This is a genomic window from Escherichia sp. Marseille-Q3837, from assembly GCF_916618735.1.
Classification (GTDB): Bacteria; Pseudomonadota; Gammaproteobacteria; order Enterobacterales; family Enterobacteriaceae; genus Escherichia; species Escherichia ruysiae.
The window spans coordinates 4,158,603-4,178,498 of sequence record NZ_CAKAKC010000001.1 but is presented as its reverse complement, the minus strand read 5'-3'; the positions used below and the strand labels follow the sequence as shown (position 1 = coordinate 4,178,498).

17 protein-coding genes are annotated in these 19,896 nt (G+C 51.7%); 8 read left to right on the top strand and 9 right to left on the bottom strand.

The window, feature by feature from the left end:
* Positions 1-128: 128 nt before the first annotated feature.
* Together cusS and cusR are read right to left on the bottom strand one after the other, a co-directional pair.
* Positions 129-1,571, bottom strand: coding sequence for a Cu(+)/Ag(+) sensor histidine kinase CusS (gene cusS, locus LG381_RS20160; RefSeq protein ID WP_105289802.1), 1,443 nt, complete (start codon positions 1,569-1,571; stop codon positions 129-131).
* The gene (gene cusR, locus LG381_RS20155; RefSeq protein ID WP_225762839.1) at positions 1,561-2,244 is read right to left on the bottom strand and encodes a copper response regulator transcription factor CusR; all 684 of its coding nucleotides are present in this window, start codon (positions 2,242-2,244) and stop codon (positions 1,561-1,563) included. The genes cusS and cusR overlap by 11 nt, the downstream gene beginning before the upstream one ends.
* 156 nt (positions 2,245-2,400) lie before the next feature.
* Here cusR and cusC point away from each other — a divergent pair, with 156 nt between their 5' ends.
* The 5 genes from cusC to pheP all read left to right on the top strand — a co-directional run bounded on the left by cusC (position 2,401) and on the right by pheP (position 10,147).
* Complete coding sequence (gene cusC, locus LG381_RS20150) at positions 2,401-3,783, top strand: Cu(+)/Ag(+) efflux RND transporter outer membrane channel CusC (protein WP_225762838.1); 1,383 nt, start codon at positions 2,401-2,403, stop codon at positions 3,781-3,783.
* Between the two features lie 23 nt (positions 3,784-3,806).
* Entirely contained in the window at positions 3,807-4,139 is a 333-nt protein-coding gene (gene cusF / locus LG381_RS20145) for a Cu(+)/Ag(+) efflux RND transporter periplasmic metallochaperone CusF (protein ID WP_105281333.1), read from the top strand.
* Positions 4,140-4,154: 15 nt separating this feature from the next.
* Positions 4,155-5,378 (top strand): Cu(+)/Ag(+) efflux RND transporter periplasmic adaptor subunit CusB, encoded by a 1,224-nt coding sequence (gene cusB, locus LG381_RS20140; RefSeq protein WP_222679974.1) that lies wholly within the window; start codon positions 4,155-4,157, stop codon positions 5,376-5,378.
* 11 nt (positions 5,379-5,389) lie between these two features.
* Positions 5,390-8,527: a Cu(+)/Ag(+) efflux RND transporter permease subunit CusA gene (gene cusA, locus LG381_RS20135; protein ID WP_225762837.1), complete on the top strand. Its 3,138-nt coding sequence runs from the start codon at positions 5,390-5,392 to the stop codon at positions 8,525-8,527.
* Positions 8,528-8,770: 243 nt separating this feature from the next.
* Positions 8,771-10,147: a phenylalanine transporter gene (pheP, locus tag LG381_RS20130; protein ID WP_225762836.1), complete on the top strand. Its 1,377-nt coding sequence runs from the start codon at positions 8,771-8,773 to the stop codon at positions 10,145-10,147.
* Positions 10,148-10,214: 67 nt separating this feature from the next.
* Here the strand turns inward: pheP and ybdG are convergent, their stop codons facing one another.
* The 5 genes from ybdG to LG381_RS20105 all read right to left on the bottom strand — a co-directional run bounded on the left by ybdG (position 10,215) and on the right by LG381_RS20105 (position 14,185).
* Complete coding sequence (gene ybdG / locus LG381_RS20125; RefSeq protein ID WP_001153137.1) at positions 10,215-11,462, bottom strand: mechanosensitive ion channel YbdG; 1,248 nt, start codon at positions 11,460-11,462, stop codon at positions 10,215-10,217.
* A gap of 111 nt (positions 11,463-11,573) precedes the next feature.
* Positions 11,574-12,227, bottom strand: a complete 654-nt coding sequence (nfsB, locus tag LG381_RS20120; protein ID WP_000351445.1) for an oxygen-insensitive NAD(P)H nitroreductase — start codon at positions 12,225-12,227, stop codon at positions 11,574-11,576.
* 92 nt (positions 12,228-12,319) lie between these two features.
* Entirely contained in the window at positions 12,320-12,688 is a 369-nt protein-coding gene (locus tag LG381_RS20115) for an MmcQ/YjbR family DNA-binding protein (protein WP_000360945.1), read from the bottom strand.
* Between the two features lie 64 nt (positions 12,689-12,752).
* On the bottom strand, positions 12,753-13,001 hold the full coding sequence (locus LG381_RS20110; RefSeq protein WP_225762835.1) for a DUF1158 domain-containing protein: 249 nt from the start codon (positions 12,999-13,001) through the stop codon (positions 12,753-12,755).
* Between the two features lie 65 nt (positions 13,002-13,066).
* A complete protein-coding gene (locus LG381_RS20105; protein ID WP_225762834.1) occupies positions 13,067-14,185 on the bottom strand; it encodes a YbdK family carboxylate-amine ligase in 1,119 nt (372 codons plus the stop codon).
* Positions 14,186-14,638: 453 nt separating this feature from the next.
* Here LG381_RS20105 and hokE (LG381_RS20100) point away from each other — a divergent pair, with 453 nt between their 5' ends.
* On the top strand, positions 14,639-14,791 hold the full coding sequence (hokE, locus tag LG381_RS20100; protein ID WP_000956467.1) for a type I toxin-antitoxin system toxin HokE: 153 nt from the start codon (positions 14,639-14,641) through the stop codon (positions 14,789-14,791).
* Positions 14,792-15,141: 350 nt separating this feature from the next.
* Positions 15,142-15,294, top strand: a complete 153-nt coding sequence (gene hokE / locus LG381_RS20095; RefSeq protein ID WP_000956467.1) for a type I toxin-antitoxin system toxin HokE — start codon at positions 15,142-15,144, stop codon at positions 15,292-15,294.
* 121 nt (positions 15,295-15,415) lie between these two features.
* Here hokE (LG381_RS20095) and entD read toward each other — a convergent pair whose 3' ends face one another.
* Both entD and fepA read right to left on the bottom strand, forming a co-directional pair.
* Positions 15,416-16,036: an enterobactin synthase subunit EntD gene (gene entD / locus LG381_RS20090; RefSeq protein WP_225762833.1), complete on the bottom strand. Its 621-nt coding sequence runs from the start codon at positions 16,034-16,036 to the stop codon at positions 15,416-15,418.
* Positions 16,037-16,209: 173 nt separating this feature from the next.
* Complete coding sequence (gene fepA / locus LG381_RS20085) at positions 16,210-18,450, bottom strand: siderophore enterobactin receptor FepA (RefSeq protein WP_001034861.1); 2,241 nt, start codon at positions 18,448-18,450, stop codon at positions 16,210-16,212.
* A 242-nt stretch (positions 18,451-18,692) separates the two neighbouring features.
* On the opposite strand from fepA, the gene fes reads away from it, so the two are divergent.
* A complete protein-coding gene (gene fes, locus LG381_RS20080) occupies positions 18,693-19,895 on the top strand; it encodes an enterochelin esterase (RefSeq protein ID WP_225762832.1) in 1,203 nt (400 codons plus the stop codon).
* Position 19,896 lies beyond the last annotated feature (1 nt).

Sequence of the window (19,896 nt, the reverse complement as noted above, 5' to 3'; positions counted from 1 at the left end):
TGGTTATGTTTAGGGTGGCGTATATTAAGGTTTTTTATGAATTGTGACAGCTTTTTACCATTAATAGGTAGGATTATTGCGGCACGTTATTTTTACACTGGTTATAAAAGTTGCCGATTGCTGAATGATTAAGCGGGTAATGTGATCACAAACCTTGTCCCCCGCGCATCTGACGTTACCGCAACCGTGCCTTTATGCGCGACTACAATCGATTTCACTATCGCCAGGCCAATACCACTGCCTTCGCCTTTTCGCTGGCGGGAGGGGTCAACGCGGTAGAAGCGGTCAAACAATCGCGGTAAGTGCTCGGGTGCAATGGGCGTACCAGGGTTTTCGACAGTAACTTGCACCTGGTGATCGACCGTCTGGCAACGAACTACAATCGCCTCACCGGGCGGTGTATAACGCAGGGCGTTAGAAAGCAGGTTACTTAACGCCCGGCGCAGCATCAGCGGATCGCCCACAACCTGACACTCGTCGCCAATAAACCGCAGTTCCACGCCGCGATCTTCCGCTAACGCCTCGAAAAAATCGAACACCTTGCTGACTTCATCCGCCAGGTCGAGCATTTTCTTTTCGGGGATTAACTGGTTGTTATCGGCCTGGGCGAGAAACAGCATATCGCTGACCATTTTCGCCATTCGCGTCAGCTCTTCGAGATTAGAGTAGAGCACATCTTCCAGTTCCTTCTGGCTGCGCGACTGGCTGAGGGCGATTTCCGTTTGCGTAATGAGATTAGTAATCGGCGTGCGAATTTCGTGGGCGATATCCGCTGAGAAATTGGACTGGCGGGTAAAGACATCCTCAATACGCTCGATCATATGGTTGAACGACAGTACCAACTGTTCCAGCTCAATCGGCACGGTCTGCGGGTCAAGGCGAACATCGAGATCTTTTGAAGTAATGTTCTGGATCTGACGACTGACGCTGCGAATTGGCGAATGGCCTTTATGTACTGCCAACAGCACGATAAAGACGATCAGGATGCTGATGATCGATGCGGTCATAATAAGTTTATTCATCAAATCATTTATGTAATGAAGATGAAAATCGATCGAAAGTGCGATATAGAGCGTATAAATCGGTTTGCCGTCCGCTAGCGGGCCAACCGGCAAGCTAATCATCCGCCAGTTGCTGTGTTTCATATGCCCATGACCGTGGCCCGGCATCATCATCGTCGGGCCAGAAAGGAGAAACACCTCGCCATTCCGGGCGTCTTTATCGGGTATGGCGTCGCGCGCAAACTCGCGGATATCCGGCGCGTCGGGGGAGTGATACACCGTTTTTCCGTGGCTATCTGCCAGGGAAATCAACACGTTGGAATAACCACTGACAATGTCTTCCAGCGTCATTAAGCGTCGGGCTTGTGTCTCTTCGGGATGATTAAGAACGCGCTTTAGCGTGGTGCTAATCTCTTTTAAATCATTAATATCCTGCTCGGCAAAATGCACCTTTACCGAGTGGATCATGATCCATGCAAAGGCGAAAAATGCCGCGATGGTGGCCAGGCTGATAAAAAAGGTCAGGCGGGTTGCCAGTGAAAACGGGCGCTGAAACGGCTTACTGGCCATCCGGCACCTCGAGCATGTAACCCACGCCGCGCACGGTCTGAATCAGCTTTGGTTCAAAGTCGTTGTCGATTTTGCCGCGCAGCCGCTTCACCGCCACATCAATGGCGTTGGTATCGCTGTCAAAATTCATGTCCCATACCTGCGAGGCGATAAGCGAGCGGGGCAGCACTTCACCCTGATGGCGGAGAAAAAACTCCAGCAGAGTAAATTCTTTACTGGTCAAAGTGATGCGCGTGCTGCTGCGGGTGACTTTGCGGCTGACGAGATCGACCATCAAATCGGCAACCTGAAACTGACTTTCGATAATCACCGCCGCCCCGCGCCGCAGTAGAGTGCGCACCCGCGCCAGCAGTTCAGCAAAAGCGAACGGCTTCACCAGGTAGTCATCCGCTCCCAGCTCCAGTCCCTTGACGCGATGTTCAATCGTACCCAGCGCGCTGAGCAACAGAATCGGCATCCCTTTATTGGCAGAACGCAACATGCGCACGATATCCCAGCCGTTCACGTCCGGCAGCATAATATCGAGGATTATCAGGTCATAATCACCGGTCATCGCCAGATGGTAGCCATTCAGCCCGTTGTCGGCTAAATCGACCACAAAACCGGCTTCAGTTAACCCTTTGGTTAGGTATTCGCCAGTTTTCTTTTCATCTTCGACAATCAACAGTTTCATATTTCCTCCGCATGTTGCCCGGGCAATTCTAGAGTAGCGGGATCAGATGGCAATCGCTTATTGGCAAAATGACAATTTTGTCATTTTCCTGTCACCGGAAAATCAGAGCCTGGCGAGTAAAGTTGGCGGTATAAAATCACCAGAAATTATGAGCCTATGTCTCCTTGTAAACTTCTGCCATTTTGTGTGGCCCTTGCGCTAACCGGTTGTTCACTGGCACCGGATTATCAGCGTCCGGCAATGCCCGTGCCGCAGCAGTTCTCACTCAGCCAGAACGGGCTGGTTAACGCAGCAGATAACTATCAGAACGCGGGCTGGCGCACCTTTTTTGTTGATAATCAGGTGAAGACGCTGATTAGCGAGGCGCTGGTGAATAACCGGGATTTGCGCATGGCGACGCTGAAAGTGCAGGAAGCGCGTGCGCAATATCGTCTGACCGATGCCGATCGCTACCCACAGCTCAATGGCGAGGGCAGCGGTAGCTGGAGCGGCAATCTTAAAGGCGATTCAGCCACGACGCGGGAGTTCTCGACTGGCCTTAACGCCAGCTTTGATCTCGATTTTTTCGGTCGCTTAAAGAACATGAGCGAAGCCGAGCGACAAAATTATTTAGCCTCTGAGGAAGCTCAGCGCGCGGTGCATATTCTGCTGGTTTCTAATGTCGCGCAAAGCTATTTCAATCAGCAACTGGCTTATGCGCAATTACAAATAGCCGAAGAAACGCTGCGTAATTATCAGCAGTCATATGCGTTTGTCGAAAAACAACTGTTAACCGGCAGTAGTAATGTTCTGGCGCTGGAACAGGCTCGCGGGGTGATTGAAAGTACCCGCAGCGATATCGCTAAACGTCAGGGGGAACTGGCGCAGGCGAATAATGCATTGCAACTGTTACTGGGAAGCTACGGCAAGCTGCCGCAAGCGCAGACAGCGGATAGCGACAGCCTGCAAAGTGTTAAATTACCGGCGGACTTGTCGTCACAAATCTTGTTGCAGCGCCCGGATATTATGGAAGCTGAACACGCGTTAATGGCGGCTAATGCCAATATTGGCGCCGCACGCGCGGCATTTTTCCCGTCTATAAGCCTGACCAGCGGAATATCGACCGCTAGTAGCGAACTGTCGTCATTATTTAACGCCAGCAGCGGGATGTGGAATTTTATTCCCAAAATTGAGATCCCCATTTTTAATGCAGGGCGCAACCAGGCCAATCTGGATATCGCCGAAATTCGCCAGCAGCAGTCGGTAGTGAATTATGAACAGAAAATCCAGAACGCCTTTAAAGAAGTGGCTGATGCGCTGGCATTACGTCAAAGCCTGAATGATCAAATTAGCGCCCAGCAGCGTTATCTGGCGTCGCTACAAATTACCCTGCAACGGGCGCGGGCATTATATCAGCACGGCGCAGTAAGTTATCTGGAAGTGCTGGATGCCGAACGTTCTTTATTTGCAACCCGACAAACTTTACTCGACCTGAATTATGCCCGTCAGGTTAACGAAATTTCTTTATATACCGCACTTGGTGGCGGTTGGCAGCAATAAATTTTAACTCCAGGAGAAAATAAATGAAAAAAGCACTGCAAGTCGCAATGTTCAGTCTGTTTACCGCTATTGGCTTTAATACTCAGGCTAACGAACATCATCATGAAACCATGAGTGAAGCACAACCGCAGGTCATTAGCGCCACCGGTGTGGTAAAAGGCGTTGATCTGGAAAGCAAAAAAATCACCATCCATCACGATCCGATTGCCGCAGTCAACTGGCCGGAGATGACCATGCGTTTTACCATCACCCCGCAGACGAAAATGAGCGAAATTAAAACCGGCGACAAAGTGGCGTTTAATTTTGTCCAGCAGGGCAATCTCTCTTTATTACAGGATATTAAAGTCAGCCAGTAACCCAGGTTTAATTCAATGAAAAAAATCGCGCTTATTATCGGCAGCATGATCGCGGGCGGCATTATTTCTGCGGCGGGTTTTACCTGGTTTGCAAAGGCGGAACCGCCAGTGGAAAAAACGCCAACCGCAGAACGTAAAATCTTATTCTGGTACGACCCGATGTATCCCAATACGCGGTTCGATAAACCGGGGAAATCGCCGTTTATGGATATGGATCTGGTGCCGAAATATGCCGATGAAGAGAGTTCTGCGTCTGGTGTGCGCATTGACCCGACTCAGACGCAGAACCTTGGGGTGAAAACGGCTACCGTCACGCGCGGGTCGCTGACGTTTGCCCAGAGTTTCCCGGCGAATGTCAGTTACAACGAGTATCAGTTTGCCATTGTACAGGCTCGCGCCGCCGGGTTTATCGACAAAGTTTATCCGCTTACCGTGGGCGATAAAGTGCAAAAGGGCGCGCCGCTTCTCGACCTGACCATTCCCGACTGGGTGGAAGCGCAGAGTGAGTATTTACTGCTGCGCGAAACCGGCGGTACGGCGACCCAGACTGAAGGCATTCTTGAGCGGCTGAGACTGGCGGGAATGCCGGAGGCCGATATTCGCCGCCTGATCGCCACGCAAAAAATCCAGACTCGCTTTACGCTCAAAGCGCCCATTGATGGCGTGATCACCGCGTTTGATCTGCGCGCGGGAATGAATATCGCCAAAGATAACGTGGTAGCGAAAATTCAGGGTATGGATCCGGTGTGGGTCACTGCTGCGATCCCGGAGTCCATCGCCTGGCTGGTGAAAGATGCCTCGCAGTTTACACTCACCGTTCCGGCGCGACCCGATAAAACGCTCACCATCCGCAAATGGACGCTACTACCGGGCGTGGATGCCGCGACCCGCACTTTGCAACTGCGTCTGGAAGTCGATAACGCCGACGAGGCACTAAAACCGGGAATGAACGCCTGGTTGCAACTCAACACCGCCAGCGAACCGATGCTGCTCATTCCGTCACAGGCGCTGATTGATACCGGCAGCGAACAGCGGGTGATTACCGTTGATGCCGACGGGCGCTTTGTACCGAAACGCGTTGCCGTTTTCCAGGCATCGCAAGGTGTCACCGCGCTACGCTCTGGTCTGGTGGAAGGGGAAAAGGTGGTTTCCAGCGGCCTGTTCCTGATTGATTCTGAAGCCAATATTTCTGGCGCACTGGAGCGGATGCGCTCTGAAAGTGCTGACCATGCGCATTGAGGGAATAGCCAATGATTGAATGGATTATTCGTCGCTCGGTGGCGAACCGTTTTCTGGTGCTGATGGGCGCGTTGTTTCTGAGCATCTGGGGCACCTGGACCATCATTAACACGCCAGTGGATGCACTGCCAGATCTCTCCGATGTGCAGGTGATTATTAAAACCAGCTATCCCGGTCAGGCTCCGCAAATCGTTGAAAATCAGGTCACTTATCCACTGAGCACCACGATGTTGTCGGTGCCTGGCGCGAAGACCGTGCGCGGTTTCTCGCAGTTTGGTGATTCTTATGTGTATGTCATTTTCGAAGATGGCACCGATCCGTACTGGGCGCGCTCGCGGGTGCTGGAGTATCTCAACCAGGTGCAGGGTAAGCTGCCTGCAGGAGTCAGCGCCGAGCTGGGGCCAGACGCTACGGGCGTTGGCTGGATCTATGAATACGCGCTGGTGGATCGCAGCGGTAAGCACGATCTGGCTGATTTACGCTCATTGCAGGACTGGTTTCTCAAATATGAGCTAAAAACCATCCCAGACGTTGCGGAAGTGGCGTCGGTGGGCGGTGTGGTGAAAGAGTATCAGGTGGTTATCGATCCCCAGCGCCTGGCGCAATATGGCATCAGTCTCGCTGAAGTGAAAAGCGCGCTGGATGCCTCAAACCAGGAAGCGGGTGGTTCGTCGATTGAACTGGCGGAAGCGGAATATATGGTGCGCGCCAGCGGCTATCTGCAAACGCTCGATGACTTTAATCACATCGTTTTAAAAGCCAGTGAAAATGGCGTGCCCGTTTATCTGCGTGATGTTGCGAAAGTCCAGGTAGGGCCGGAAATGCGCCGGGGCATTGCGGAACTGAACGGCGAAGGCGAAGTGGCGGGCGGAGTGGTGATCCTGCGCTCCGGCAAAAACGCCCGTGAAGTGATCGCCGCCGTGAAGGACAAGCTGGAAACGCTGAAAAGCAGTCTGCCGGAAGGCGTGGAGATAGTTACAACATACGATCGCAGCCAGCTCATTGATCGCGCCATCGACAACCTCAGCGGCAAGTTGCTGGAAGAGTTTATTGTGGTGGCGATAGTCTGCGCGCTGTTTCTCTGGCATGTGCGCTCGGCGCTGGTGGCGATTATTTCGTTGCCGCTGGGGTTGTGTATTGCTTTTATTGTCATGCACTTTCAGGGACTGAACGCCAATATTATGTCGCTGGGCGGCATTGCGATTGCCGTCGGGGCGATGGTCGATGCCGCTATCGTCATGATCGAGAATGCGCATAAACGGCTGGAAGAGTGGCAGCACCAGCATCCTGACGCCACGCTGGATAATAAAACGCGCTGGCAGATTATCACCGATGCATCTGTTGAAGTGGGGCCGGCACTGTTTATCAGTCTGCTGATTATCACGTTGTCATTTATCCCGATCTTCACCCTGGAAGGGCAGGAAGGGCGTCTGTTTGGCCCACTGGCGTTCACCAAAACCTATGCGATGGCGGGTGCGGCGCTGCTGGCGATCGTGGTGATCCCGATCCTGATGGGCTACTGGATACGTGGCAAAATTCCGCCAGAAAGCAGTAACCCGCTCAACCGTTTTTTGATTCGTATTTACCATCCGCTGTTGCTGAAAGTACTGCACTGGCCGAAAACCACGCTGCTGGTGGCGGCGCTTTCGGTGCTGACGGTTATCTGGCCGCTGAATAAAGTTGGCGGGGAATTTTTACCGCAGATCAATGAAGGCGACTTGTTATATATGCCATCGACGCTGCCGGGGATTTCCGCGTCGGAAGCAGCGAGTATGTTGCAAAAAACCGACAAGCTGATTATGAGCGTACCTGAAGTGGCGCGAGTGTTTGGCAAAACAGGGAAAGCGGAAACTGCCACCGACTCCGCTCCGCTGGAGATGGTAGAAACGACCATTCAGCTTAAGCCGCAGGATCAGTGGCGACCAGGCATGACGATGGACAAAATCATCGAAGAGCTGGATAACACCGTGCGGCTGCCGGGGCTGGCGAATCTGTGGGTGCCGCCAATCCGTAACCGCATCGACATGCTCTCGACCGGCATTAAAAGCCCCATCGGCATTAAAGTTTCCGGCACTGTGCTGGCGGATATCGACGCGATGGCGGAGCAAATTGAAGACGTGGCGCGAACGGTGCCAGGCGTGGTTTCGGCCCTTGCCGAGCGTCTGGAAGGTGGGCGCTATATCAACGTTGAGATTAACCGTGAAAAAGCCGCGCGTTACGGTATGACGGTGGCGGATGTGCAGTTGTTTGTCACCTCTGCGGTGGGCGGGGCGATGGTTGGCGAAACGGTGGAAGGAATTGCCCGTTATCCGATTAATCTGCGTTATCCGCAAAGCTGGCGCGATAGCCCGCAGGCGCTGCGACAGTTACCGATCCTGACGCCGATGAAGCAGCAAATCACCCTGGCGGACGTGGCCGACGTTAACGTCTCCACCGGACCGTCGATGCTGAAAACCGAGAATGCGCGCCCGACAAGCTGGATTTATATCGACGCCCGCGATCGTGACATGGTGTCAGTGGTTCACGATCTGCAAAAAGCGATTGCCGAGAAAGTGCAGTTGAAACCGGGCACCAGCGTGGCGTTTTCCGGTCAGTTCGAGCTACTGGAGCGCGCCAACCATAAGCTGAAACTCATGGTGCCGATGACGCTGATGATCATCTTCGTGCTGTTATATCTGGCGTTCCGTCGCGTGGGGGAAGCGTTACTGATTATCAGCAGCGTACCGTTTGCGCTGGTGGGCGGCATCTGGTTCCTGTGGTGGATGGGCTTTCATCTTTCCGTCGCGACGGGCACCGGTTTTATCGCTCTCGCCGGAGTCGCTGCCGAGTTTGGCGTGGTGATGCTGATGTATTTACGTCACGCCATAGAGGCAGAGCCGTCGCTGGATAACCCGCAGACCTTTAGCGAGCAGAAACTGGATGAGGCGTTGTATCACGGCGCGGTACTGCGCGTGCGCCCGAAAGCGATGACGGTGGCGGTGATTATCGCCGGTTTGCTGCCGATTCTGTGGGGAACGGGGGCGGGCTCAGAGGTGATGAGCCGCATCGCCGCGCCGATGATTGGCGGCATGATTACTGCACCTTTGCTGTCGCTGTTTATTATCCCGGCGGCGTATAAGCTGATGTGGCTGCACCGGCATCGGATTTAGGCAAAATTGCCTGATGCGCTACGCTTATCAGGCCTACAGCGTGAATTATAATTTATTGAATTTGCACATTTCTGTAGGCCAAATAAGGCGTTAATACCCTAATTGGCAATAACAAGGTACTTTTTGTCGGCAATTTGCATAAGAAAGGGATACCCGGTTTAACTGTGTGGATTGTGTCTTGCGACGACCAGCACTAAATGTTAAAAGGAGCCCCTCAATAAAAAAGACACACAGGGGAAAGGCGTGAAAAACGCGTCAACCGTATCGGAAGATACTGCGTCGAATCAAGAACCGACGCTTCATCGGGGATTACATAACCGTCATATTCAGCTAATTGCGCTGGGTGGCGCCATTGGTACAGGTCTGTTTCTTGGCATTGGTCCGGCGATTCAGATGGCGGGGCCGGCTGTATTGCTGGGCTACGGCGTCGCCGGGATCATCGCTTTCCTGATTATGCGCCAGCTTGGCGAAATGGTGGTTGAGGAGCCGGTATCCGGTTCATTTGCCCACTTTGCCTATAAATACTGGGGACCGTTTGCGGGCTTCCTCTCCGGCTGGAACTACTGGGTAATGTTCGTGCTGGTGGGAATGGCAGAGCTGACCGCTGCGGGCATCTATATGCAGTACTGGTTCCCGGATGTTCCAACGTGGATTTGGGCTGCCGCCTTCTTTATTATCATCAACGCCGTTAACCTGGTGAACGTGCGCTTATATGGCGAAACCGAGTTCTGGTTTGCGCTGATTAAAGTGCTGGCGATCATCGGTATGATCGGCTTTGGCCTGTGGCTGCTGTTTTCTGGTCACGGCGGCGAGAAAGCCAGTATCGATAACCTCTGGCGCTACGGTGGTTTCTTTGCCACCGGCTGGAATGGGCTGATTTTGTCGCTGGCGGTGATTATGTTCTCCTTCGGCGGTCTGGAGCTGATTGGGATTACTGCCGCTGAAGCGCGCGATCCAGAAAAAAGCATCCCTAAAGCAGTGAATCAGGTCGTGTATCGCATCCTGCTGTTTTATATCGGTTCACTGGTGGTTTTACTGGCGCTCTACCCGTGGGTGGAAGTGAAATCCAACAGTAGCCCGTTTGTGATGATTTTCCATAATCTCGACAGCAACGTGGTAGCTTCTGCGCTGAACTTCGTCATTCTGGTAGCATCGCTGTCAGTGTATAACAGCGGAGTTTACTCCAACAGCCGGATGCTGTTTGGCCTTTCCGTCCAGGGGAATGCGCCGAAGTTTTTGACTCGCGTAAGCCGTCGCGGTGTTCCGATTAACTCGCTGATGCTTTCCGGAGCGATCACTTCGCTGGTGGTGTTAATCAACTATCTGCTGCCGCAAAAAGCGTTTGGTCTGCTGATGGCGCTGGTGGTAGCAACGCTGCTGTTGAACTGGATTATGATCTGCCTGGCGCACCTGCGTTTTCGTGCGGCGATGCGACGTCAGGGGCGTGAAACCCGCTTCAAAGCTCTGATGTATCCGTTTGGCAACTATCTTTGCATTTCCTTTCTCGGCATGATTTTGCTGCTGATGTGCACAATAGATGATATGCGCTTGTCAGCGATCCTACTGCCGGTGTGGATTGTGTTCCTGTTTGTGGCGTTTAAAACGCTGCGTCGGAAATAAGGCATTCACGCTACATCCGACAAAACGATGTCCGCTCTCATCCATTCGATGAGAGCGGTTTTTTTAATTACTGCTTAAATGCACCCGCCAGAGAGCGAATATCATTGCCGGTTGGCGACTGATGAAGTCGCAGACCAAACTCTTCGACAATGGCAAATATATGGTCAAAAATATCCGCCTGAATGCTTTCATATTCCAGCCACACTACGGTATTGGTAAACGCATATATCTCAAGCGGTAAACCATTATCGCCCGGTGCAAGCTGGCGTACCATTAAGGTCATATCTTTACGAATACGTGGATGGTTACGTAGATATTCGTTCAGATAGGCACGAAATGTTCCAATATTCGTCATTCGGCGCAGGTTTAATACTGACTCCGTAGACCCTTGCTGGCGGTTCCACTCATTAATTTCCTGATGGCGGCTGGTTAAATAAGGCTTTAACAGATGCGCTTTATTCAGCCGCTGCATTTCGGTTTCATCAAGAAAGCGAATGCTGGTGACATCAATACTGATACTGCGTTTAATGCGTCGTCCACCAGAGGCTGACATTCCGCTCCAGTTTTTAAAGGAGTCAGAAACCAGAGACCAGGTGGGAATAGTGGTAATGGTATTGTCCCAGTTACGTACTTTGACGGTGGTTAAACCAATATCGATCACCGCGCCATCCGCGCCGTATTTCGGCATTTCCAGCCAGTCGCCCAGTTTCAGCATATCGTTCGCGGAAAGCTGAATACCTGCCACCAGACCAAGAATCGGATCTTTAAATACCAACATCAGCACGGCAGCCATTGCGCCAAGACCACTGATCAGAATGGTCGGTGACTGACCAATCAGCAGCGAGATCATCAAAATGCCGACCAGAATAGCGCCGATCAGCTTTATCCCCTGAAATATCCCTTTCAGCGGTAACTGTTTTGCTGCCGGGAATTTCTGCGCCAGATTTAAAATAACATCCAGCAACGAGAAGACTGAAAGCAGCGCATACATCATGATCCACAACTGTGCGCAGGTGGTCAGAATATCAGCCGCTTCGGTGCCTTTTTGCAGCCAGAATACCGCCTGAATATTGACGATAATCCCCTGCAGGGTAAAAGCTAAACGGTGAAATAGTTTATTCTGGGTAATGATTTGCAGCCACAGCCGTGAACTGGCAATGGCGCGTTTTTCGAAGGTACGTAATACCACCCAGTGCAAAATAATATGCACTACAACGGCGGTCAGAAAAATAATACCGAAAATCATCACCATTGAGGTGGTGTGATCAATCTCAATACCCGCTAAATCTTCAACCTGGGATATTAAATCCTGCATAACGTCTCCTGTATACAACAGCGGACTATGATGACGGCTGAAACAGGGTTATGCAAATCAGGAAAATCTGATGTGAAATAGCCGGGATCAGTTCCCGGCTATAAAGGAGAATTACACTTCAGTTAAGGTGATACTTTGCGGCAGACGAGATTTTGGCAGGGTAGCGTTAAAATCTTCCACGCTGTGATGGCCTACCGGTACGACCACCAGACTGGTGTAACCTTTCTCTTTCAAACCAAATTCTTCATCGAGGATCGCCGCGTCAAAACCTTCGATTGGCACCGCGTCCAGACCCAGTGCCGCAACGCCCAGCAGGAAGTTACCGACGTTGAGATAAACCTGTTTTGCCATCCACTCTGCATCATCATGCAGATCTTTACGGTGCATATCGGCGAAGAACTTACGGCCTTTATCGTTCGCCGCTTTGGCTTCCGGCGTGGCAAAGCGACCATCGGCATCTTCCTGGTCAACAACCAGCTTCAGCCAGGCATCGTCCATTGCGGTTTTCGCGCAGAACACCACGACGTGCGAGGCATCAAGTATTTTACGTTCGTTGAACACGTAATTGTCGGCGGCGGATTTAGCGACACGCGCTTTACCTTCTTCCGTGCTGGCCACAATAAAATGCCATGGCTGGGAGTTGGTGCTGGATGGGCTGTACTGCAACAGGGTTTTGATCTGCTCGGCTTGTTCCGGGGTAAGTTTTTTGCTGGCATCAAATGCCTTAGTGGAATGACGCTTTAGGGCGACAGAAATGATATCCATAAAGACTCCTTGTGAAAGATGTTTGTGTGCCAGCAGATTACAAGGATCGAAGTAAAATGGTAAGCGAGAAAAATGCGCTATAGATTTCCGCTTTAGTCTGGACGTACTCTTTTTTGATCGCGTTTAGCCAGGCCATCAACCACTAAGTTCCACGAATCGTTAATCAGATCGCTGAGCAACGATTCAGAGATTTCGTCGCCGGGATACACCGAAATCCAGTGCTTTTTATTCATGTGATACCCAGGCTTAATGCTCGGGTATATTTGCTGATTTAACAGGGATTTTTGTGGATCGGACTTCAGATTGATAAAGGGGACGCCGCGCAGTTCTGACGACAGCATAAAAATCTTGCCGCCAATTTTAAAAACATCGAACTCCGGGCCAAAAGGCCAGCAAAGCTCGACAAAGGGTAACTCAAGAGCCAGGCGTTTCGCCGTTTCGTGCAGTGATTGCTTATCCATAAACGTTCCTTTAGGCGAAGGAGAATAAGCAAAGTATGCCGCGAAGTTCGGCGATAATCGACGTTTAATCCGCTAGCGAGAACCAGCGTCGCCAGATAAAGCGCAGAACAAAATACTCAATAGCGCCCAGTACTAAAAACCACAGGCAAAACAATAAAGTGTAAAGCTGGCTAAGATCCATCAGATGAAACATGGTCACCAGTTTTTGTGCCAGCATCAGCCCCAGTGCGGGGGCGGGCAGCAGCAGGCAAGAGAGGAAAGCCATCAGCAAAATGCCTGCTGCGGTAGTTAAGGTTTCTAAGGGGTGTTTCATAACATTGTTAAATGTAAGTTAAAACACCATTGTCGGGGATATTTCTGCGTAACGCAATTCTCCGCTTAGTCTCCAGCCCAAATCTCACAATGCTTTTTCACCAGCCCAATCAGCGAGCCGCCATCGGCGACAAAATCTCGCATCAGCTGCGCTTCATTCAGACCGCTGATAACCTGGCGGTGCAGTGCTTCAATTGCACTGGATGCGCCAATTTTATGTGCAGAAGGAGCGATTTTTTCCAACAATCGCAAGGTGTCTTCTGTCAGTGGACGACGATCGCCGGTGTGCGGATCGGTAACGACGCCTTCCAGACCATAACGGCAGGCCTGGAAACGGTTGAATTTATACAGCAGATAATCTTTCTCCTGATGTTTGAACGAGCGTTCCGTCAGCAACCAGTGGGCGGTGGCCTGAATCAATCCCGCCATATTTACCGCATGGCTAAGGGTTAACGGGGTATCCATCACCCGAACCTCCACCGTGCCAAAATGAGGGCTAGGGCGAATATCCCAGTGCAGATCTTTAATGCTGTCGATCATCGTGGTGTAACTCAGGCAGCGAAACAGGGCTTCAAATTGTTGCCAGTTACTGACCCACGGCATTGGACCATTATCGGGAAAGGCAGAAAAAATATTCGGTCGTGAGGAGGCAAAACGTGTATCCGTTCCCTGCATATACGGCGATGCGGCAGAAAGGGCGATAAAGTGCGGTACAAAGCGTGATAAGCCGTGCAGCAAATAAATAGCGTCATCACCACTGGCGCAGCCAACGTGAACATGCTGACCAAAAACAGTCGCTTGTTGAATGAGATAGCCGAAGTTCTCCAGCGTCCGTTGATAACGTTCGTTATCGCACACCTCCTGACGCTGCCATTTCTGAAACGGGTGCGTACCACCGCCGCAAATTTCCAGATGATGGTCTGCGGCTGCCTGCAATACGACTTTCTGCATCGCTGAAAATTGCCCGGCAGCCTGGTTGATATCACGGCAAACATCCGTCGCCAGTTCCAGCATACTTTCGGTGATATCGTGCTTCACCTCCCCGGCAGTGATCTTGCTTTTTACCGCGTCAATCAGCGTTGAAGAGTCCTGGCTAAGGTCATATCCCGGAGGATTAACCACCTGCATTTCCAGTTCAATACCGAGGGTAAAAGGTTCAGAGACATGAAAATCGGGTAATGGCATAGGTTTCTCTTATGTTGGCGTTTTCATTCCAGTATAGAAGTGTCAGCGGCAGGGCGAGATGCGGAAGTTCTGGAATGTTTCTTTTTTTGGTGATGGTGAACTGATTGCTACTGAAGCAATTTGGCTACTTTTGCAATGTGACAAGTAGCGGCAGAGCTGGCTGGCGGCGAAGAATTTTGACGATTGGGGCGTGCAGAAAAAAACTGGCTCAGCTTCGGTTGAGCATATGAGTAGTGTGAGAAGTCCGGAACAGGATTTACTGTATAAATAAACAGATATTTTGCTAAGGAAGGGTAAGATAACAGCGGGTGCCTGAAGCTTTCCGGTTTCAGGTTTACTCTGAGGTCTGGAAAGATGAAGCCCCAGGAGATATTTCTATCAACTCTGGGGCTGCCACTCCAAACCCGAACAATTTGGATGGTAGTCCCTTCTTCGCATGGAGGCAATATAAACATGCTGACGAAATATGCCCTTGTGGCGGTCATAGTACTGTGTTTAACAGTGCTGGGATTTACGCTTCTGGTCGGAGACTCGCTGTGTGAGTTCACCGTAAAGGAACGTAATATTGAGTTCAGGGCTGTTCTCGCTTACGAACCGAAGAAGTAGCCGTTGTGCGGGGAGCAATCCCCGCATATCCGGTTGTCAGGTCTGGATGGTAAGGCACCTGCTTTACACTTTCGCCCGCAGTCAGTGATGGCTGCGGGCGATCTCGTTTTAAGAGCAATGATGAGTTTTGCCGACAGAAGTCCGAAACAGGACTCACTGTATAAATAAACAGATATTTTGCTAAGGAAGGGTAAGATAACGGCGGGTGCCTGAAGCTTTCCGGTTTCAGGTTTACTCTGAGGTCTGGAAAGATGAAGCCCCAGGAGATATTTCTATCAATCCTGGGGCTGCCACTCCGAACCTCAACAACTCGGATGGTAGTCCCTTCTTCGCATGGAGGCAATATAAACATGCTGACGAAATATGCCCTTGTGGCAGTCATAGTGCTGTGTTTAACGGTGCTGGGATTTACGCTTCTGGTCGGAGACTCGCTGTGTGAGTTCACCGTAAAGGAACGTAATATTGAGTTCAGGGCTGTTCTCGCTTACGAACCGAAGAAGTAGCCGTTGTGCGGGGAGCAATCCCCGCATATCCGGTTGTCAGGTCAGAGTGGTAAGGCACCTGCTTTACACTTTCGCCCGCAGTCAGTGATGGCTGCGGGCGAATCGTACCAGATGTTGTCAATTAATCGTGTTGGCACAGAGTTATGACTATTTTTTCTTTTATCTGCCAGTGCACAGCAAACATCTCATTCTCACGATGAATGATGACCTGCTGTTTATTCCAGCTAATTATCTGATAGTCCAGAAAACCTGCATCAGTTTGGATCTCACTTGCCTTAAATGCGCTCTCTTTGGCGGAAAATGCCAGTGTCAGCGCCAGAGAAAAGGCTAAACCGCAGTCTGCGAGTCGCTCGTGTTCTGCTGGTGTAATAATGTTGTCTGTCAATTCGGTCGCTGTTTGCGCAGAAAAAATTTCTTCGATATCAACGCCAATCGGTTGACGGGAAACCACGGTTAATGCCGTAGTCCCGCAGTGGCTAATACTGCCGTATACCTCCGCAGGCCACACCGGTTGGCGTAGCTCGCCGATTGCGGGCACACATTTATAGCCATATTCCCGCAAGGCATAAACAGCAGCGATCCGTCCGGCTAAATGCTCTGTTTTACGTTTACGTCCAGCGTGTTGCAGTTGCGCATAATGCGGCAGCCAGAGTAAATCCTGTTCGTGAAAACTTGCTGGATCGAACTCAACAAAATGCAGCGTATGTCCGGCAAAGGGGAGGGAGGTATGCGTAGTTTTCATGTCGACCATATTAGAGACTGATGACAAACGCAAAACTGCCTGTTGCGCTGCGCTTATCAGGCCTACGTGATCCTGCAATATATTGAATTGGCAAGATTTTGTAGGCCGGATAAGGCGTTCACGCCGCATCCGGCATGAACGACGCGCACTTTGTCAACAATCTGACGTTAGCATCAGAAGTGAGTGTTTACGCTCATATACCAGGTACGTCCCGGCTCGTTATAGGTATACGCACCGGCACCGGCAATATAGTTGGCTCCTGCCAAATCACCTGTGGTCTGGGCATTACCCGCACGCCACAAACGCTTGTCGAACAGGTTGTCCACGCCGCCGGTCAGACTGACGTTCTTCGTCACATCCCAGGTCGCGCTCAGGCCAACAATGCTGTACGGACTGATTTCTTTGGTTTCCGGCCCAACCGCTGGCTGGCCTTTGTAGTTGTACTTCTTCGGTTGCTGCTTGCCGTACCAGGTGAAGGTTGTTTGCATCGACAAATCTTCCCGCGCCTGCCAGCTCAGCGTTGAGTTCAACGTATATTCCGGGATGATCGACAAACGGTCGCCCGTGGTTTTGTTTTCACTCTTCAGCATATAAGTGATGTTGTTGGTCCACATCACCGTTTCGCTAACCGGTACGTTTAACGATCCTTCCAGACCTTCAACCACCGCTTTCGGTACATTATCCCACTGATAGAGGTCAGTGCCGACTGCGTTTTGCCCTACAGCCACATAGCCCGCTTCAATCTTATTGCGATAATCGTTACGGAACCAGGTGACGCCCGCCAGCCAGCCGTCGCGTTTGAACTCCAGACCAATCTCCTTGTTGATACTGGTTTCCGCTTTCAGGTCATCATTACCTTGCAGATAGCAGCCGCCCGCGCTGGCATAGCAACCCTGACCTTTACTGTAGAGAATGTAGTTCGGGTTAGTCTGGTACAGACTCGGCGCTTTATAAGCACGGGCAATGCCCATTTTCAGCGTGAAGTCATCGCCTAAACCTTGCGATATGTTCAGCGCCGGGCTCCAGTTATTGCCGACAATACTGTGATGATCGAAACGCAGCCCCGGCGTTACGATGGTGCTGTCAGTCAGCTCCATGTTGTTTTCGGCAAACAGCGAGAAAATTTCTGCTTTTGAATACGGGCTACGGTCGGTGGCACTCACACCATCAATAGCACCGCCGGTATTCGTCCCGGTTAGCGCCTGGGTGTTGGAACTCAAGTCCTTCATCCGCTGCTGATTCCACTCCGTACCCAGCGTCAGCGTCTGGTTAACGAGGAAATCAATCGGCAGGTTAACTTCGCTGTGCAGCATCACGTCATCGAGATCGATATCGACGAAGTCTTGTGTCGCTTTTTCGTTAAATTTCCCTTCGGTGCCGCCCGCCAGACCTTCCGGAATACGCGAGTTACGAGTGTGTTCGTACTGCACCCAGTTACTGGTGGTCACACCGTTATCCCAGCCACCGTTCCAGGTCAGCGAGTAGTTCTGGCGATACAGGCGGTTGGTTTCATCGCCGTATTTAGAGCGGGTATAAGCGTCGGAGTTGGTGTTCTGGGTATCGCCTGCATACAGGTTGCCCTGGCGGCTGTAACCCGCTTCCAGTTCCAGCGATTGCAGAGGCGCGAAGTCCCAACGAACTACGCCGTTAATATCTTTGTTGATCACCCCTTCGCGCCCGGCTGGTAGGGTAGTTGCATAGGTTCCGGCACGCGCGGACTGATGACCCTGGTTAATATCCCACGCATCGGCCTGGGTTTTGTCGAGATTGCCATACAAGCGGAAGCTGAATTCGTCGCCCAGCGGACCGGTCAGGCTGAAGTTGGTGCGTTTGGTGGCACCTTCCTCTTTATGTTCTGGCGCATTGAAATAAGCGTCCCAGGAACCGTGCCACTCACCGCTGCCTTTTTTGGTAATGATGTTAACCACGCCGCCCGCCGCGCCGTTGCCGTAACGCGCAGCTGCCGGACCACGCAGAACTTCAATACGTTCAATCATTTCAGGTGGCACCCAGGAAGTATCACCACGGGTATCGCGCTCGCCACGCCAGCCCTGACGCACCGAGTTACGGCTGCTGACCGGTTTGCCGTCAATTAAAATCAGCGTGTTTTCCGGCCCCATGCCGCGAATATCAATCTGGCGGTTATTACCGCGCTGACCACTGGTGGAGTTACCGGTCAGGTTAACGCCTGGCATGGTACGGATGATCTCCGATACATCGCGGGCAACCGGATTTTTGCGGATTTCATCTGCGGTGATGGTCGAAACGCCAGGCGCCTGCAAGTTCTGCTCGGCGGCGGTAACGACAATGGTATCGTCATGTGAAACAGGGGGATCGGTTGGCTCTTGTGCCTGCGCTACCCCATAAATCCCCAGGTTGACCAACAAGGCCAGGGAATGAATCTTCTTGTTCATTGTTTTATTCCTGCATTTTTGCCACGAATTGCAACTGTCGGGCATGGTCGTCATCAGCATGACGCATCCCGCTACCGCGAAAACCTTTGATCCTGAAAGACACGCAGTGCAGTTGGTTAATTAATGTCCGCGCTTGACATGGCGCGCCAATACGCTATTGCAAATGCAAATAGTTATCAATAATATTATCAATATATTTCTGCAATCAATGAAAAATTGCACAGTAAACATGGGGTTATGGTGTGACGGTGTTAAATGTGGGAAATGAGAGCTGGTGGCAGTCGAAACATGGCCCGGAATGGCAGCGTCTTAATGACGAAATATATCAGGTCACTTTCTGGTGGCGTGACCCTCAAGGTTCTGAAGACCGCTCGACGGTGAAGCGCGTATGGGTTTACATCACTGGCGTTACCGATCACCATCAGAACAGCCAGCCCCAGTCGATGCAGCGCATTGCAGGCACCGACGTCTGGCAGTGGACGACACAACTCAATGCTAACTGGCGCGGCAGTTACTGTTTTATTCCCACCGAACGCGATGACATTTTTTCTGCACCATCACCCGATCGCCTCGAATTACGCGAAGGTTGGCGAAAACTATTACCCCAGGCGATAGCCGATCCGCTGAATCCGCAAAGCTGGAAAGGAGGGCGAGGGCACGCTGTTTCCGCACTCGAAATGCCGCAAGCGCCGCAGCAACCCGGCTGGGATTGTCCGCAAGCCCCCGCTAACTCAGCAAAAGAAATAACCTGGAAAAGTGAACGGTTGGGAAATTCACGTCGTGTATGGATTTTTACCACCGGCGATACGCCAGTCGAGGAGCGTCCGTTAGCTATTCTGCTCGATGGTGAATTTTGGGCGCAAAGTATGCCCGTCTGGCCTGCGTTGACTTCGCTGACCCGTCGTCAGCAGCTTCCTCCCGCCGTGTATGTGTTGATTGACGCCATCGACACCGCGCACCGTGCCCGCGAACTGCCGTGTAATGCGGATTTCTGGCTGGCAGTACAGCAAGAGTTACTGCCGCTGGTGAAAACGATCGCCCCTTTTAGCGATCGTGCCGATCGCACAGTGGTCGCCGGGCAAAGTTTTGGTGGGCTTTCCGCGCTGTATGCCGGATTGCACTGGCCTGAACGCTTTGGCTGTGTATTAAGCCAGTCAGGATCGTACTGGTGGCCGCATCGGGGCGGTCAGCAAGAGGGCGTGTTACTTGAACAGCTTAAAACTGGCGAAGTTAGCGCCGAAGGTCTGCGCATTGTGCTGGAAGCGGGGATTCGCGAGCCGATGATTATGCGAGCCAATCAGGCGCTGTATGCGCAACTATATCGCATAAAAGAATCCATTTTCTGGCGTCAGGTTGACGGCGGACATGATGCGCTTTGTTGGCGCGGTGGCTTGATGCAGGGGCTAATTGACCTCTGGCAACCGCTTTTCCATGACAGGAGTTGAA